The following is a 15,880-nucleotide window of genomic DNA, read 5'->3' on the forward strand; positions in this document are numbered from 1 at the left end:
ACTGCCGCGCCCCCGGCTGCACCGTCCCGGCCCACCGCTGCGACCTCGACCACGACATCCCCGCCCCACACGGACCCACCTCGACCGACAACCTGAGCGCCACCCACCGCCAACACCACCGGATCCGCACCACCGGCCTCTGGACCACCCACCGCGACCCCGACATCGGCACCCTCACCTGGACCACCGCCACCGGACGCACCTACACCACCCACCCCAAAGACTGGCTCGAACACCACCGCACCCCGGCCGACCCACACCCGTCCAACGACGACACCGGCCCGGATCCAGACGAGCCACACAAGAAGGCGTACCAAGGCAAGCCGAGCTCCGGCCCGCGCCAGCACAGGTCGACGAATCGGGCCACGCCGGACCTGGAGCGAGACACACGTCCTCCGACGCGGCCGCCCGAGGACGATCCGCCTTTCTAGTCAGACCAAGCCAAGCCTTCTTGCGGTCGTCTCACGCATCTCGACCTTGCGCACCTTCCCCGTCACAGTCATCGGGAACTCCTCGACGATCTCGACATAGCGCGGGATCTTGTAGTGCGCCAGCTTGCCGTCGCAGAACGCCCGAAGGGACTCGGCGGTCAATGGTGTCGTGCCGTCCTTCATCCGGATCCAGGCGCACAGCTCCTCGCCGTACTTCTCATCGGGCACCCCGATGACCTGTGCGTCCAGGATGTCCGGGTGCGTGTAGAGGAACTCCTCGATCTCGCGGGGATAGACGTTCTCACCGCCACGGATGACCATGTCCTTGATCCGGCCGGTGATCTCGACATAGCCGTCGTCGTGCATCACGCCGATGTCACCCGTGTGCATCCACCCATCGACCACGGCCTCCGCTGTCTTGTCCGGCTGCTCCCAGTAGCCGAGCATGACCGAGTACCCCTTGGTCATGAACTCACCGGCCTTCCCGCGAGGCAGCGTCTCCCCTGTCGCAGGGTCGGCGATCTTGATCTGCAGGTGCGGCCCGACCCGGCCGACCGTCCCGACCTTCTGCTCGAACGTGTCGTCCGTCCGGTTCTGCGTGGACACCGGGCTGGTCTCGGTCATGCCGTAGCAGATCGTCATCTCCTCGATCCCGGCGGCGATGAGCTTCTTCATCAGCTCGGCCGGACATGGCGAACCGGCCATGATCCCGGTGCGCACCGACGAGAGGTCGTAGTCAGCGAAGTTCGGCAGGTTCCACTCGGCGATGAACATCGTCGGCACGCCGTAGAGCGAGGTGCACTTCTCGTCCTGCACCGCCTGCAGGGTCAGGGCTGGGTCGAACCCGGGCGCCGGGATGACCATGCACGCCCCGTGCGAGGTGCACGCAAGGTTGCCCATCACCATCCCGAAGCAGTGGTAGAACGGCACCGGGATACAGACCCGGTCCGCCTCCGTGTAGGTGCACAGCTCTCCGACGAGGTAACCGTTGTTGAGGATGTTCCGGTGGGACAGCGTGGCACCTTTGGGGAATCCCGTGGTGCCAGAGGTGTACTGGATGTTGATCGGGTCCGTGTTGGCCAGGCCGCTCTGGACCCGCGCCAGCTCGTCACCGGACACCTCGCCCGCGCGCGCCATCAGCGCGTCCCAGTCGGGCGTGCCGATGTAGACGACCCGCTCGAGCCCCGGGACCTCCTCGCGCACCTCGTCGACCATCTCGCGGTAGTTGCTCGTCTTGAACGACTCAGCCGCGACGAGTAGCGAGATCCCGGCCTGCCCGAGCACGTACTGCAGCTCGTGCGCGCGGTACGCCGGGTTGATGTTGACGAGGATCGCGCCGATCTTCGCCGTCGCGTACTGCACGACAGTCCACTGCCAGCAGTTCGGCGCCCAGATCCCCACCCGGTCGCCCTTGCCCACCCCTTCGGCCAGCAGAGCGCGAGCGAGCGTGTCCACGTCGTCGCGCAGAGCGGCATACGTCCATCTCCGTCCCTGCTGCACGTCCACAAGCGCCTCGCGCTCGGGGAACCGCGCGACCGTCGAGTCGAAGTTGTCCCCGATGGTCTGCTCGATGAGCGGCGGGGTGGACTCGCCGCGCGTGTGCGAGAGCGTCGGGTCGAGCCCGGTCGTCGAATCGGTCTGGACAGCGGTCATCGGTGCCTCCGGACGTGCGGCGTGGACAGTCTTCCCTCACCCAACTCCCGGGAGGCCACCCCCGCAAGACATCCGGCCCCGATCGGATCCAACTCACAGACCCGGCGGCGTATGCCGTCACGCGCCCCGGCGCGACCGAGTCCTTCGCGTGAGGCGGAGGAGACAGACAGGAGCGGGTCAGCCGTCGACCACGCAGCGGAAGCCGATGTGCGTCGTCGAGGTGTCGAGCGACTGCGGCGAGCGGGCCGCCGGCCGGTAGCGAAGGCAGTACTCCGGCGCGCAGAGATGCGAGCCGCCCTTGAGCGCCTTGCGCACCGAGGGATCTGTCGTCGAGGCCGGGTCCGCCATGGGGTGCGTGGGCGTGCAGCAGGCGTGCGTGACGACGTGCCGAGCGGCATAGGTGGTCGTCGTCCATTCCCACACGTTGCCGATCATGTCGAGGAGTCCGGCTCGGTCGGCCGGGAAGGACCCGACCGGCGATGTGCCGACCCACCCGCCGGCGCCGATGTTGAGGTACGGGAAGCGGCCCTGCCAGGTGTTGGCCATCAGCCGGCCCTCGGGCCGGACCTCGTCGCCCCAGGCGTAGGTCGACCCGGTGCCACCGCCTGCGGCGTGCTCCCACTCCGCCTCCGTGGGCAGGCGCCGACCGGCCCACGCGGCATACGCCGACGCGTCCTCGAAGGCCACCTGCACGACCGGGTGGTCGTCCCTGCCCTGGACCGAGCTGCCCGGACCGAACGGCTCCCGCCACGTCGCGCCCGGCACCCACGTCCACCATTGCCGCCAGTTGCTGAGATCCACCGGCCCAGGTGTGGGCCGGAACGCGAGGGCGCCCGGGAGGAGGTCCTCGGCTGCCACTGCTGGGTAGAGCGCCGGGTCGAGCGGGCGCTCTGCCACGGTGACGTGCCCGGTCTCGGCCACGAACCGGGCGAACTGGGCATTGGTCACTGGATGACGCTCGACGGCCAGCGCGCCCACGGTCTCGTCGTGGACCGGCCCCTCGTCGGGGTAGAAGCGGTCGGATCCCATGGCGAAGGTGCCGCCAGGCACCTCGACCAGATCCGTGAGACCTGTGCGCGTCGTCACGCCTCGCACGCTACCCGCCGACGACAAGGCAGCGGGGCCAGGATTCGCGGACCCGAGCCGGGGTCAGGAAGCCGCCGGTGCCCGTGACGGGAGGGGTGAGCACCGGCGCGACTTCCTTCAGGGCGAGGGCTGCAGACTGCTCGGGGGTCCAGCTGCAGCCCTCGCGATACCTCCATCGCAGAGGGACCGGAGAGCGTTACCGACCGGTTCGACCACCGTGGGTGAGCGGGGGAAAGCGCAAGGCCCTGACCGGCGTTTCGGCTGGTCAGGGCCTTGGTTACTGTCTCAACACAGTGCGCACCCGTAGGGATTCGAACCCCAAACCTTCTGATCCGTAGTCAGATGCTCTATCCGTTGAGCTACGGGTGCAGGTGCCACCGACTCACGTCAGTGGAACGATGAGAAACCATAGCGCCTGGGGTCCCGTTCCACGAAATCGGCAGCGCCCTCACCCTAGGCCATGGACTGCCGCCCGACGCAGTCGGAGGACTCCTCGGACCATGTGAACGCTCCCACCATCCGGCACTGAAAATCCTGCAAGAAACCGACAGCGGACCGTCGAATTTCTTGCGGCGACAGGCCGTTGTGAGGCGTCTCACCGCTGGTCAGCCCGCAGGCGGTCAACGGCAAGTCAGCCAGCGCGTACGGTGAAGCCATCACGTCATCTGTTCACCATGTGGACACCTGCGGCCCCTATCGGGCGCCGCCCCGGACCCGCCTGGTGGGCAGTTCTAACCGGCACGACGTGGTGCCGGGCGGCACCGCGCGCGAAGGGATGGGCCCGAAGTTGACCACCACCCATGAGACACAGCACACACATACGACGCACGCGGGCCTGGCCGCGTGGGTCGCGGAGGTTGCCGAGCTGACGCAGCCGCGTGACATCCGCTGGATCACCGGCAGCACGGACGAGTGGGCCGAGCTGACGGACCAGCTGGTCGAGTCCGGCACGTTCGTGCGGCTCGATGAGAGCAAGAAGCCGAACTCCTTCTACTGTGCGAGCGACCCGAGCGACGTCGCCCGCGTCGAGGACCGCACGTACATCTGCTCCGTCGAGGAGAAGGACGCCGGGCCGACCAACAACTGGATGGCGCCGGCGCAGATGAAGGCGGTCATGACGGAGCTGTACCGCGGCTCCATGGCGGGCCGCACGATGTACGTCATCCCGTTCGTCATGGGTCACCTCGACGCCAAGGTCCCGATGTTCGGTGTGGAGATCACCGACTCCGCCTACGTCGTCGTCTCGATGCTGGTCATGGCCCGCTGCGGCGACACGGTGCTGCGCAAGATCGAGGACACGGACGCGGCATACGTGCCGGCGCTGCACTCGGTCGGGGCGCCGCTGGCCGAGGGCCAGGCCGACGTGGCGTGGCCGTGCTCGGACACCAAGTACATCGTCCACTTCCCCGAGGAGCGCACGATCTGGAGCTACGGCTCCGGCTACGGCGGCAACGCGCTGCTGGGCAAGAAGTGCTACAGCCTGCGGATCGCCTCGGCGATCGCCCGCGACGAAGGCTGGATGGCCGAGCACATGCTCATCCTCAAGCTCACCTCGCCCAAGGGCCGGGTCCACTACATCGCGGCGGCGTTCCCGTCCGCCTGCGGCAAGACGAACCTCGCGATGATCAACCCGACGATCCCCGGCTGGAAGGCCGAGATGGTCGGCGACGACATCGCCTGGATGCGGTTCGGCGAGGACGGTCGGTTGTATGCCGTGAACCCCGAGTTCGGCCTGTTCGGGGTCGCGCCCGGCACCGGCGAGTCGACCAACCCCAACGCGATGGCCACCATCGCCCAGGGCAACTCGGTGTTCACCAACGTCGCCCTGACCGACGACGGCGACGTCTGGTGGGAGGGCATGACCGACGAGCCGCCGGCGCACCTGACCTCGTGGCTCGGCAAGGACTGGACCCCCGCCGACGGTGAGGCCGGCGAGAAGGCCGCGCACCCGAACAGCCGGTTCTGCACCCCGGCCAAGCAGTGCCCGATGATCGCGCCGGAGTACGACAACCCCGACGGCGTCCCGATCGACGCGATCCTGTTCGGCGGGCGTCGCAAGACCACGGTCCCGCTCGTCTACGAGTCGCGCGACTGGACCCACGGCACCTTCATCGGCGCGACCCTGAGCTCCGAGACCACCGCCGCCGCGACCGGCGCGGTCGGTGTCGTGCGGCGCGACCCGATGGCGATGCTGCCGTTCATCGGCTACCACGCCGGGGACTACATGAACCACTGGCTGCAGATCGGCAAGAGCGCGGACGCCGCCAAGCTCCCGCGGATCTTCGGGGTCAACTGGTTCCGCCGCGACGAGCAGGACGGCTCGTTCCTGTGGCCCGGTTTCGGCGACAACAGCCGCGTCCTCAAGTGGGTCATCGAGCGCCTCGACGGCGACGCCGACGCGGTCGAGACCCCCATCGGGCTCGTGCCCACCCCCGGCGCTCTGGACGTCGAGGGCCTGAACCTGTCCGAGGACTCGGTCGCCAAGGCGATCGCCGTCAACGCGTCCGACTGGGAGCAGGAGCTGCCCCTCATCGAGGAGTGGTTCTCCAAGTTCGGCGATCAGCTCCCCGCCGAGCTCTGGGCCGAGCTGGACGGCCTCAAGGCGCGGGTCACCGCGCAGTGAGGAAGGGTCCGCCGCCCGCTGCCGGCGAGCGACGGACGACGTGATGCGGGGCCCGGCACCTTCAACGGTGCCGGGCCCTCGCTCATGTCCCCAGCCACGCGACGACCGCCCGGGTATGCCGCCCGGCCGACCCCACGGCATACGCGGCGTGTCGCAGGTGGGCCGTGGTCGGGTACTTCTACGGCATGGGCGACACGCGCACGTACGACCGGGACGAGACGGAAGGGCAGCGGCTCGACCGCAACTTCAACGAGCAGCTCCAGGAGCTGCGGATCGCGCAGACCGGCGTCCAGATCCTCTTCGCGTTCCTGCTGACCATCCCGTTCCAGCAGCGCTTCACCACCCTGACGAGCCTGCAGCGCGGCGTGTACCTCGTGACCCTGATCGCCGCCGCGGTGTCCGTGTTCGTCTTCATGGCGCCCGTCGCGATGCACCGGCTGCTCTTCCGCGAAGGGCTCAAGGACTTCGTCGTCGAGCACACCGACCGGCTGATCGGGATCGGCCTGGCCGCGCTCGCCGTCGGGATCATCGGCGGTGTCGTCCTCGTGCTCGACGTGCTGGTGTCGCACCACATCGCCTTCGCGCTCGGTGGCCTGCTGGCGTTGCTGGCACTCGGGCTGTGGGTCGTGCTGCCGATCCGGCAACGCCACCGCCGTCGCCGCGAGCCCGACTGAGACACGACCACGCAGCCCCCAACGTCGAGTGAGCACTCCGTCCCACCCGTCCCACCGGTCACGCAGCGCGCAAGGCGGTCAGGGGCGATCTGACCAGTCGACTCGAGCGGGCGGGAGCCGTCGCGTTGGCGGAGTCGGCGGGAGCCGTCGTCTTGGCGGAGGCGGCGGGAGCCGTCGTCTTGGCGGAGGCGGCGGGAGCCGTCGTCTTGGCGGAGGCGGCGGGAGCCGTCGCGTTGGCGCCGGCTCGTTCCTCGCCGACGCCAGCCGCTCCTCCCGGCATCCCGCCGCCTCCGTCAATGACAAAGCCCCGAGCTCGCTCGGGGCTTTGTCATTGGCGGAGGCGGCGGGATTTGAACCCGCGAGAGGTTTTATCCTCAACCCGCTTAGCAGGCGGGCGCACTAGGCCACTATGCGACGCCTCCGTGCCCACGACGGACCCCACCGTACGGCGACGGGATGCGTGAGCGGACACAGGCTACCGGCATGCCGTGGGTGGGCCCAAACCGGGGTGAGCACTCGGTTCGCACTTTGGGGCGCCGATGAGGTATCTAACAGGGAGTCAGGGCACAATGTGCTGGCGGCTCGTGCGCGCGAGCCGATGAGAGAGGACTCCATGACCAACCCGTATGCGCGCGGTCCGGCATCAGCCGCGACCCGCGAGACGTTGCGTCGTGAGCTCAAGTCGGGCTTTCGTCGTGCGCTCGGGCTCACGGCTCTCGGCACCGTCGTTCCTGGCGCCGGCCTGACTCAGACTCGTAGCCGCAAGATGGGCTGGTTGCTGCTCATCATCACGATCCTGGCCGTGGCGGGGACCACGTACTACGTGCTGACGACGGGCGTGACCAACGCCGCCCTGTCGGTCGTCGCACGCCCCACCCTCCTGCAGACCCTCGTCGTGGCGTTCGTCGTGGGTGGCCTCCTGTGGTGCGCCTCGATCATCCTCACGGCCGTCCAGTCCCGACCGACCCGTCTCGACCGCACCCGCACGCGCATGCTGGCCGCGTTCACGACGATCATGGTCTTCGGCGTCGCCGCCTGCTCCTTCAAGGTGGCCGAGTACGCCTCGATCACCCAGAGCACCGTGACCTCCGTCTTCGGCAACACCCCGAGCAAGCCGGGCCAGGGCGCCCAGGTCGCCGAGGGCGAGGACCCGTGGGCCAGCCAGGCACGGGTCAACATCCTCATGCTCGGCTCCGACGCCGGCTCCGACCGCGTCGGCATCCGCACGGACTCGATGATCCTCGCGAGCATCGACACCAAGACGGGTCGCACCGCCCTCATCTCGATGCCGCGCAACCTGCTCAACGCGCCACTCGCGCCGGACAGCCCCCTGCGGGCCCTCTACCCGTCCGGCAAGTTCGGCCAGCCCGACAGCAGGTGCGACCAGGGCGCCGGCCAGTGCATGCTGACCAACCTCTACATGGACGCGACCAACTACGCGAAGAGCCACCCCGGCGCCTACCCCAAGGACGAGATTCCCGGCCGCGTCGAGATCCGTGGCGCGGTCCAGGAGATCACCGGACTCAAGGTCGACCAGATGGTCGTCATCGACCTCAAGGGCTTCTCACAGCTCATCGACGCGATGGGCGGCCTCAACATCAACGTCAAGCTGAGCGGCTACGGCACCAAGCTCACCATCGGCGGCGAGCACGCGCCTGACGGTCGGATCGTCGGGGTCCACGGCTACTTCACGCCCGGCATGCAGCACCTCGACGGCTGGCACTCCCTCTGGTACGCCCGGACCCGCGCCGCCGACAGCGACACCTTCAGGCAGATGCGCCAGCGCTGTGTGGTCCAGGCCATCGTGCAGCAGGTGAACCCCGCCGAGATGGTGGGCAAGTATCCGGAGATCGCCCGGATCGCGAAGGACAACATCTACACCGACATCCCGGCTCAGAACCTCCCGGCCTTCGTCGACCTCGTCGAGCGCGTCCAGAAGGCCAAGATCACCAGCGTCGCGCTCACCTCGTCGCAGGGCGTCTTCTCCAGCGACCCCGACTACGACCTGGTCCGGTCCATCATCAAGAAGGCGATCGCACCGCCGAAGCCCAAGCCCAGCTCGACGTCGACCGCGTCGAGCACGTCCACCTCGACGCCGTCGAAGACCAAGACCCCATCCGCCTCCTCGACGACGTCCTACGAGACCTGCTGAGGCGCGCGACGCTGCCAAGTGCCTCGCGCACCGGCTCACGGCATAACAAAGCCCCCCGGCCAGACTGGCCGGGGGGCTTTGCACAAACGACTAGAAGTGTGTCGCTCGTTGCGGTGATCTCACGTGATCAGAGCGGGCGAACTGCGTCGGCCTGCGGGCCCTTCGGACCCTGCGTGACCTCGAACTCGACACGCTGTGCCTCGTCCAGCGAACGGTAGCCGTTCGTCTGGATGGCCGAGTAGTGGACGAAAACGTCGGGGCCGCCGCCGTCCTGGGCGATGAAACCAAAGCCCTTCTCAGCGTTGAACCACTTGACGGTGCCCTGTGCCATACGGGTAACTCTTCCTTCTTTAGCGTGTGGGACCCGCACCTCGCGCGTCCCAAGCTGCCGCCTTGATCCACCACGACGAGCGAACTCGTCGCCGTCGAAACGAATCCCGTCATCGGTTGATGACGGGCACCTACTCGACTGCGAGGAACTGCAACTGCAACCAGCGACGAACCTAGCAGACTACTCGCGCGTCAGCCTGTTGGAAGTTGCGTGACTTTGCCTCGTTCACTGCGAGTTCGCTGAACGGTCGCCCCTCGTGCCTCGCCGGGCGAGCTTTGGGGCCCGCTCGCCACGGATGGTCGCCACCATGTCGAGCACTCTCCGGGTGGCCAGGACGTCGTGCGCTCGGAACACCGTCGCCCCCAGCCAGGCGGCCACCGCCGTCGCGGCGAGCGACCCTTCCAGGCGCTCCTCGGCCGGCAGGTCTAGCGACTCGCCGACGAAGTCCTTCCGCGACATCGCTTGCAGGACAGGGTATTTCAGGGCAACGACGTCGGCCGTATGCCGCAGGACCTCGAGCGAGTGGGTCGTTGTCTTGCCGAAGTCCAGAGTCGGGTCGACGAGGATCCGCTCGCGGGGTATGCCGGCCTGCTCGGCCACACGGGCGCCCTCGGCGAGGGTGCCGATGACGTCTCGGACGACGTCGAGCGCGTCGTCGCCGTAGGTGACGTCGACGGGGTCGGTCCGTGGTGGCAGTCCTCCGGTATGTGAGATGACGTACCCCGCACTGATCTGCGCGGCGACGTGGACAAGGTCCGGGTCGTAGCCGGCCCACGTGTCGTTCACCAGGTCGACGGTGCTCGCTGCCGCGCGGGCCACCTCGGACCGCCACGTGTCCAGGCTGAGGATCACGTCAGGATGCTCGGTGCGCGCCCACTCGAGGTAGGGCACGACCCGGCGGATCTCCTCGTCGGCGTCGACGACCTCACCCTCCTCGCCGGCACGCACGCCTCCGACGTCGACCAGGTCCGCCCCGAGCTCCACCGCCTCGGTCAGGGCGGCCTTCGCGGACTCGAGGTCGGAGTGCCGGTTGCCGCTGAAGAACGAGTCGCGCGTGCGGTTGACGATGGCCATGACGGCGGGCTGCGCAGCGTCGAACCGTCGCCCCCGCAGCACCAGCGGCGCGGGCGTGGGAAGGTCGAGGGGGGCCAGGCGGCTCAGGATCTCGGCGGTCTGCGGCGCGGGATCCGAGCCGGTATGTCTGGTCACACTGTCGTATCTCACGTAGTGGTCGCATGGTCAACCTCTGTCGCGGCCATGGTTGCCGAACTGTTACCATGAGCTTGCAGACGTCATCCGTCGGCCCGGCCCCGCTCCCGGTCGGGCCGCGGATGGTCTGCCAAGGTTGATCAAAGGGCTTCGGAGACCACTCCGGAGCCCTTCATCATGCGCGGGGTATGCCGTTCGGCGCCGCCGCCGCACCATGCGCATCGGCCCCGGTCATCGAAGGCGGGCGATGGTGAGCGCCGAGGTTCGGGGATCCTTGGCCGTGTGGTGCGACCAGCCGAACAGGTCACCGGACGCTTCCACCCAGGCCAGCCCGGGCGAGTTGGCCAGGCGAAGGATGGGCTTGCCGGGTCCGGCCCAGATGTACTGGGCCATGTCGCCGCTGCCGCTGCCGCCGCCCCAGGCGACGAAGTGGTCGCCGCAGGCGAGCGAAATACCGCCGATGCCGTTGTTGAGCACCCGATGCTCGGTGCGGCCCTTCTCGTCACGCACATACAGCTCCGCACGATCACCGTTGTCGACGGCCCGGGCCAGGCGTGCGGTAGAGGCGCACATCTCCGAGATGCGTCTTCCCTGGGTCAAGGGGACCGAGACGACCACCTCATCCCGGCCGTCGGGGCAGAGACCGAGCGGGCATGCCGCATGACGGTCGGGCGGGACCCGTCCGGACGTCGCCGTGCGCGGCCCTACAAGATCCAGCCGGGGGCTGGCTGCCGTAGTCGATCCGGGCGCAGAGGCGACACCGATCCAGCCGCGGCTGGATCCTGTAGGCGCATCGGCGGAGGGCGTGGGACTCCGCGCCGATACCGGGCTCGTCCCTCGCCCGGGCTCGGCGCTCCCCTTCATCCATCGCCCTCCGCGAAGCGCCCACCGGCGCTTCGCGCCTTGGGGCGCATCGGCGGAGGGCGTGGGATTCGAACCCACGATGGGTGTGAACCCATAGCGGTTTTCAAGACCGCCGCACTAGGCCACTATGCGAGCCCTCCTGGTGCCGGGGCAGTCTATCGGCGCCCGACCGGCCGCCCCGAATCCACCCGCCCCACTCGAGTGGCCCCGCAGCCACAGCCGCCCGAGGCATCACACCGCGTGACTCCCGGGCCCGGTGAGGACCGAGCGGCCACTCGACGTGGAGCGGTGGCCCCGTGACACTCAGCGGCCACTCGACGTGCAAGAACGGCCGCCCGACAGGGCCGCCTCCTACTCGAGTGGCCTCGCAGTCACGGCCGCCCGCGTGACTCTTGGGCGCCGTGCTGCCGAGCGGCCACTCGAGAGGTGGGTTGGGTCAGAAGCTCAGATGTACATCGCCGGGTCGAGCCACTGGTTCACGGCAGCACGCTTCGGGATGCGAATCACCGCAGGCACGCCCGTTGCGACCGCTCCGGAAGGAACGTCCTTGACGACGACGGAGTTCGCGCCGATCTGGGTGTCGTCGCCGATGACCACCGGCCCGAGGATCCGGGCTCCCGCGCCGATCGTGACGCGGTTGCCGACCGTCGGGTGCCGCTTGATGCGTGCCATCGACCGGCCGCCGAGGGTCACCCCGTGGTAGAGCATCACGTCGTCGCCGACCTCGGCGGTCTCGCCGATGACCACGCCCATGCCATGGTCGATGAAGAACCGCCGGCCGAGTCGGGCCCCGGGGTGGATCTCCACGCCGGTGACCGACCGCGTCACGGTGGCGAGCACCCGGGCAGGCAGACGACCGCCGGGCCGCTTCCACAGCTCGTGAAGCCCCCGGTGCGCCCAGATGGCGTGCAGACCGGGCGAGGTCAGCACCACCTCGAGGCGCGAGGTCGCCGCCGGGTCGCGCTCGATGGCGCCGTCGACGTCCTCGACAAAGCGCTCGGCCAGCTTGCGTACGAAGCCGAGCGGTCCGGCATACGACGGACCGGCGCCGGCTTCGGAGCGCTCCGCCGCGGGTGGTGCGGTCTGGGCCGCCTCGTCGCGCACGAGCGACAGCGTCGGCTCGGACGGGCGACGCGGGGTCTCGGGATCGATCTTGGCTGCGGTGCTCACGGCACGACTCCTCGGGTCGGTTGCCAGGACGTCAGTCGACGAGGCCCTCGAACAGGACTGTGGACAGATAGCGCTCGCCGAACGAGGGGACGACCACGACGATCGTCTTGCCCTTGTTCTCCTCGCGCTGGGCGACCTGCACGGCCGCCGCGATCGCGGCGCCGGAGGAGATGCCGACGAGCAGGCCCTCCTCGGTCGCGGCGCGGCGGGCGTACGTGACGGCGGTGTCGGCGTTGACGTCGATCACCTCGTCGTAGATCGACGTGTCGAGGATCTCGGGGACGAAGTTCGCGCCGATGCCCTGGATCTTGTGGGGCCCGGGCTGCCCGCCGTTGAGGATCGCCGACTCCTCCGGCTCGACGGCGATGATCTTGACGTCGGGCTTGCGTGCCTTGAGCACCTGGCCGACGCCGGTGATCGTGCCGCCGGTGCCGATGCCGGCCACGACGATGTCGACCTCGCCGTCGGTGTCCTTCCAGATCTCCTCCGCGGTGGTCCTGCGGTGGATCTCGGGGTTCGCCTCGTTGGCGAACTGCCGGGCGAGTACCCCGCCGCGCTCGGCGGCGATCTCGTCGGCCTTCTCGACAGCTCCCTTCATGCCGAGCGCCGGGTCGGTCAGGACCAGCTCGGCGCCGAACGCGCGCAGCAGCGCCCGGCGCTCCTTGCTCATCGACTCGGGCATGGTGAGCACGACCTTGTAGCCACGGGCGGCGCCGACCATGGCCAGCGCGATGCCGGTGTTGCCGGAGGTGGCCTCGACGATGGTGCCGCCTGGCTCGAGCTCGCCGCTGGCCTCGGCCGCGTCGACGATCGACACACCGATCCGGTCCTTGACCGAGCTGGCCGGGTTGTAGAACTCGAGCTTAGCGGCGACGGTGGCCTCCGCGCCGTCGGTGACCTTGTTGAGGCGCACGAGCGGCGTGTTGCCGATCAGCTTGGTCACGTCGTCGTAAATCGGCATGGCATGTGCCCTTTCGGCCTGGGTGGTGGCGGTGGTGCTGGTGAACAGTCTGGTGACTCGATTGTCTGCGACAACCGAGTCTTCGTTATGCATATTCCAACATTTCGTTATCTCTTGCCAACCCCCGGGCCACATCCCGGGCAACGCGGGTGCGGCGCGTGGGACGGAGCGGCCACTCGACTGGACGGGCCGGCCGGCAGCCTCGGGACATGGTCGAGTGAGCGCTCCGTCACACATTGTCCGGGGTCACAATCCCCTAAGCGCTTGCTAACCCGTCAGTAGAGTGACCGCCATGACTGCCCTCCAGATCGTCGCTGCCGTCGTCTGCCTCGCCGTGACCGCGGTGGCCGTCGCGCTGCTCGTCAAGACGGTCAACCAGTTCATCGCGACGTTCCGGCTCGGCCAGCCGGAGTACCGGGGCGATGCGAAGGGCGCGCGCACCCGCACGCTGTTGCGGGAGTTCCTGGGCCACACCCGGATGTCGCGGCTGCCGGTCGTGGCCGCGGCGCACTGGGTCACGATGATCGGCTTCGGCTACCTCTTCTTCACGCTGCTGACCGCGTTCGGGCAGCTGTTCAAGCCGGACTTCGCCCTGCCGCTCATCGGGCACTTCCCGCCGTTCGAGTGGGTCACCGAGGTGCTCGCCTGGACCGGCCTGGTCGCGATCCTGCTGCTCATCGCGATCCGCCAGAAGAACCACCCACGCTCGGCGAAGGGCGAGGGCGGCCGCCGCAGCCGGTTCTTCGGGTCGACGTTCTGGCAGGCCTACTACGTCGAGCTGACCATCCTCGGGGTGATGCTGTGCATCCTGGCGCTGCGCGCTTTCGAGTACGCCCTCGAGTTCAACGGCGGCACCACCGGCACCACCGCGGTCGGCGACGCGAACTCGCTGCACTATCCGCTGACCGGCTGGATGGGTGAGTCACTCACGGGCCTGAGCGTCGACACCCTCGAGCAGACGATCGTGGTCATCGCGGCGGTGAAGATCCTCATCTCGTTCGCCTGGATGATCACCATCGCCCTCAACCCGACCATGGGCGTGGCCTGGCACCGCTTCCTCGCGTTCTTCAACATCTTCTTCAAGCGCCACGCCGACGGCCGCACGAGCCTCGCCGAGCTGCAGCCGATCCGGATCAAGGGCGAGGTGCTGGACTTCGAGAAGGTCGAGGAGCTCGACGAGGACGCGGCGCTCGGGGTCGGCAAGGTCGAGGACTTCACCTGGAAGGGCCTGCTCGACTTCACGACCTGCACCGAGTGCGGACGCTGCCAGTCCCAGTGCCCTGCGTGGAACACGGACAAGCCGCTGTCGCCCAAGCTGCTGGTCATGACCCTGCGCGACCACGCGTATGCCAAGTCACCGTGGCTCCTGGCCTCCGAGGAGGTCCGCGCGAAGGGCATCGACGCGGCCGTCGACGCCGGCATCGGCGGTCCAGCCGGCGTCGGTGCGATCACCGCCGAGACCAAGCAGGCGCTGGCCGTCGAGCAGCTCGTCGGCGAGACCGGCTACGACATCACCCGGCCGCTGACGGCATACAACCCTTACGGCACCGGTGACGGCACAGATGGCGGCGCCGTCATCGACGACGACGTCCTCTGGTCGTGCACGACGTGCGGCGCCTGCGTCGAGCAGTGCCCCGTCGACATCGAGCATGTCGACGCCATCGTCGACATGCGCCGATACAAGACCCTCATCGAGTCCGCGTTCCCGTCCGAGCTGGGCGGCCTGTTCAAGAACCTCGAGAAGAACTCCAACCCGTGGGGCCTGGCCCCGCGCCTGCGGATGGACTGGGCCAAGGACCTGCCTTTCGACGTGCCCCAGGTCGGCGCCGAGGTCGAGGACCTCTCAGACGTCGACTACCTGTTCTGGGTCGGCTGCGCCGGCGCCTACGAGGACCGCGCCAAGAAGACCACCCGCGCCGTCGCGGAGCTGCTGCACACCGCCGGGGTCAGCTTCGCGGTCCTCGGCGACGGCGAGGCCTGCACCGGCGACCCGGCCCGCCGCTCCGGCAACGAGTTCCTCTTCCAGATGCTCGCGCAGCAGAACGTCGAGGTCCTCAACGAGATCGGCGCGACCAAGATCGTCGTCACCTGCGCGCACTGCTTCAACACGATCAAGAACGAGTACCCGCAGCTCGGCGGCTCCTACGAGGTGCTGCACCACACCCAGCTGCTCAACCGGCTCGTCCGCGACAAGCGCCTGACCCCCGTCGCCCGCCCCGGGGAGGCCGAGACCGCCGGCACCCTCACCGGCGCCGCCTCGACCGGCACCAAGGTCACCTACCACGACCCCTGCTACCTCGGCCGGCACAACCAGGTCTACGCCCCGCCGCGCGAGCTGCTCGCCACCCTGCCGGGCGTCGAGTACGCCGAGATGCCCCGCAACCAGGAGAAGTCGTTCTGCTGCGGTGCCGGCGGCGCCCGGATGTGGATGGAGGAGAAGCTCGGCACGCGGATCAACAACAACCGCACCGAGGAGGCCCTGGCCACCGGCGCCGACCGGATCGCGATCGGCTGCCCGTTCTGCAAGGTGATGCTCACCGACGGCCTCAACGCCGCCAAGCACGACGGAAAGGCGTCCGAGGACGTCGAGGTCGTCGACATCGCCCAGATGTTGCTGGCCGCCGTGCGCCGCGGGGACGACGGCGGCCAGCCCGCGGTCGAGGCCGAGCCCCAGCCCGAGCCGGACCCCGAGCCGGAGCCGGCCCCGACCGTCTAGGAGTCAGGGC

The 15,880-nt window shown here is 68.8% G+C and carries 13 protein-coding genes and 3 tRNA genes; 5 read left to right on the plus strand and 11 right to left on the minus strand.

Going from position 1 to position 15,880, the window contains the following annotated elements; genetic code table 11:
• A partial coding sequence (locus tag ACWEOW_RS21545; protein WP_452271298.1) for an HNH endonuclease signature motif containing protein occupies positions 1-431 on the plus strand: 431 nt, incomplete at its 5' end.
• On the opposite strand, the gene ACWEOW_RS21550 is transcribed toward ACWEOW_RS21545, so the two are convergent.
• The 3 genes from ACWEOW_RS21550 to ACWEOW_RS21560 all read right to left on the minus strand — a co-directional run bounded on the left by ACWEOW_RS21550 (position 432) and on the right by ACWEOW_RS21560 (position 3,539).
• Positions 432-2,084, minus strand: coding sequence for an AMP-binding protein (locus ACWEOW_RS21550; protein ID WP_452271299.1), 1,653 nt, complete (start codon positions 2,082-2,084; stop codon positions 432-434). It lies immediately after the preceding gene.
• A gap of 177 nt (positions 2,085-2,261) precedes the next feature.
• A complete protein-coding gene (locus ACWEOW_RS21555) occupies positions 2,262-3,170 on the minus strand; it encodes a formylglycine-generating enzyme family protein (RefSeq protein WP_452271300.1) in 909 nt (302 codons plus the stop codon).
• Positions 3,171-3,466: 296 nt separating this feature from the next.
• Positions 3,467-3,539, minus strand: a tRNA-Arg gene (locus ACWEOW_RS21560).
• Positions 3,540-3,945: 406 nt separating this feature from the next.
• Between ACWEOW_RS21560 and ACWEOW_RS21565 the strand changes: the two genes are divergently transcribed.
• On the plus strand, positions 3,946-5,793 hold the full coding sequence (locus tag ACWEOW_RS21565) for a phosphoenolpyruvate carboxykinase (GTP) (RefSeq protein ID WP_452271367.1): 1,848 nt from the start codon (positions 3,946-3,948) through the stop codon (positions 5,791-5,793).
• A gap of 164 nt (positions 5,794-5,957) precedes the next feature.
• A complete protein-coding gene (locus tag ACWEOW_RS21570; protein WP_452271301.1) occupies positions 5,958-6,467 on the plus strand; it encodes a DUF6328 family protein in 510 nt (169 codons plus the stop codon).
• Positions 6,468-6,525: 58 nt separating this feature from the next.
• Here ACWEOW_RS21570 and ACWEOW_RS21575 read toward each other — a convergent pair whose 3' ends face one another.
• Together ACWEOW_RS21575 and ACWEOW_RS21580 are read right to left on the minus strand one after the other, a co-directional pair.
• Positions 6,526-6,747: a hypothetical protein gene (locus ACWEOW_RS21575; RefSeq protein WP_452271302.1), complete on the minus strand. Its 222-nt coding sequence runs from the start codon at positions 6,745-6,747 to the stop codon at positions 6,526-6,528.
• A 52-nt stretch (positions 6,748-6,799) separates the two neighbouring features.
• Positions 6,800-6,889, minus strand: a tRNA-Ser gene (locus tag ACWEOW_RS21580).
• A 191-nt stretch (positions 6,890-7,080) separates the two neighbouring features.
• On the opposite strand from ACWEOW_RS21580, the gene ACWEOW_RS21585 reads away from it, so the two are divergent.
• The gene (locus ACWEOW_RS21585; RefSeq protein WP_452271303.1) at positions 7,081-8,619 is read left to right on the plus strand and encodes an LCP family protein; all 1,539 of its coding nucleotides are present in this window, start codon (positions 7,081-7,083) and stop codon (positions 8,617-8,619) included.
• A 127-nt stretch (positions 8,620-8,746) separates the two neighbouring features.
• Here ACWEOW_RS21585 and ACWEOW_RS21590 read toward each other — a convergent pair whose 3' ends face one another.
• The 6 genes from ACWEOW_RS21590 to cysK form a co-directional block, all read right to left on the minus strand.
• The gene (locus tag ACWEOW_RS21590; protein ID WP_034805904.1) at positions 8,747-8,950 is read right to left on the minus strand and encodes a cold-shock protein; all 204 of its coding nucleotides are present in this window, start codon (positions 8,948-8,950) and stop codon (positions 8,747-8,749) included.
• A 225-nt stretch (positions 8,951-9,175) separates the two neighbouring features.
• Positions 9,176-10,111: a dihydropteroate synthase gene (gene folP, locus ACWEOW_RS21595; protein WP_452271368.1), complete on the minus strand. Its 936-nt coding sequence runs from the start codon at positions 10,109-10,111 to the stop codon at positions 9,176-9,178.
• A 279-nt stretch (positions 10,112-10,390) separates the two neighbouring features.
• Positions 10,391-10,732: a hypothetical protein gene (locus tag ACWEOW_RS21600; protein WP_452271304.1), complete on the minus strand. Its 342-nt coding sequence runs from the start codon at positions 10,730-10,732 to the stop codon at positions 10,391-10,393.
• A gap of 344 nt (positions 10,733-11,076) precedes the next feature.
• A tRNA-Ser gene (locus ACWEOW_RS21605) sits at positions 11,077-11,163 on the minus strand.
• Between the two features lie 304 nt (positions 11,164-11,467).
• On the minus strand, positions 11,468-12,193 hold the full coding sequence (gene epsC, locus ACWEOW_RS21610) for a serine O-acetyltransferase EpsC (protein WP_452271305.1): 726 nt from the start codon (positions 12,191-12,193) through the stop codon (positions 11,468-11,470).
• A gap of 31 nt (positions 12,194-12,224) precedes the next feature.
• Complete coding sequence (cysK, locus tag ACWEOW_RS21615) at positions 12,225-13,154, minus strand: cysteine synthase A (RefSeq protein WP_452271306.1); 930 nt, start codon at positions 13,152-13,154, stop codon at positions 12,225-12,227.
• Between the two features lie 292 nt (positions 13,155-13,446).
• Here cysK and ACWEOW_RS21620 point away from each other — a divergent pair, with 292 nt between their 5' ends.
• Entirely contained in the window at positions 13,447-15,870 is a 2,424-nt protein-coding gene (locus ACWEOW_RS21620; RefSeq protein ID WP_452271307.1) for a (Fe-S)-binding protein, read from the plus strand.
• Positions 15,871-15,880 lie beyond the last annotated feature (10 nt).

The sequence above is a fragment of the Monashia sp. NPDC004114 genome (assembly GCF_053603855.1).

Coding starts and splice junctions, on each gene's coding strand:
- ACWEOW_RS21590 (WP_034805904.1), bottom strand. CDS start 8,950: ATGGCACAGGGCACCGTCAAGTGGTTCAACGCTGAGAAGGGCTTTGGT.
- ACWEOW_RS21585 (WP_452271303.1), top strand. CDS start 7,081: ATGACCAACCCGTATGCGCGCGGTCCGGCATCAGCCGCGACCCGCGAG.
- ACWEOW_RS21550 (WP_452271299.1), bottom strand. CDS start 2,084: ATGACCGCTGTCCAGACCGATTCGACGACCGGGCTCGACCCGACGCTC.
- ACWEOW_RS21575 (WP_452271302.1), bottom strand. CDS start 6,747: ATGCCGGGAGGAGCGGCTGGCGTCGGCGAGGAACGAGCCGGCGCCAAC.
- cysK (WP_452271306.1), bottom strand. CDS start 13,154: ATGCCGATTTACGACGACGTGACCAAGCTGATCGGCAACACGCCGCTC.
- ACWEOW_RS21600 (WP_452271304.1), bottom strand. CDS start 10,732: ATGTGCGCCTCTACCGCACGCCTGGCCCGGGCCGTCGACAACGGTGAT.
- ACWEOW_RS21620 (WP_452271307.1), top strand. CDS start 13,447: ATGACTGCCCTCCAGATCGTCGCTGCCGTCGTCTGCCTCGCCGTGACC.
- ACWEOW_RS21565 (WP_452271367.1), top strand. CDS start 3,946: ATGGGCCCGAAGTTGACCACCACCCATGAGACACAGCACACACATACG.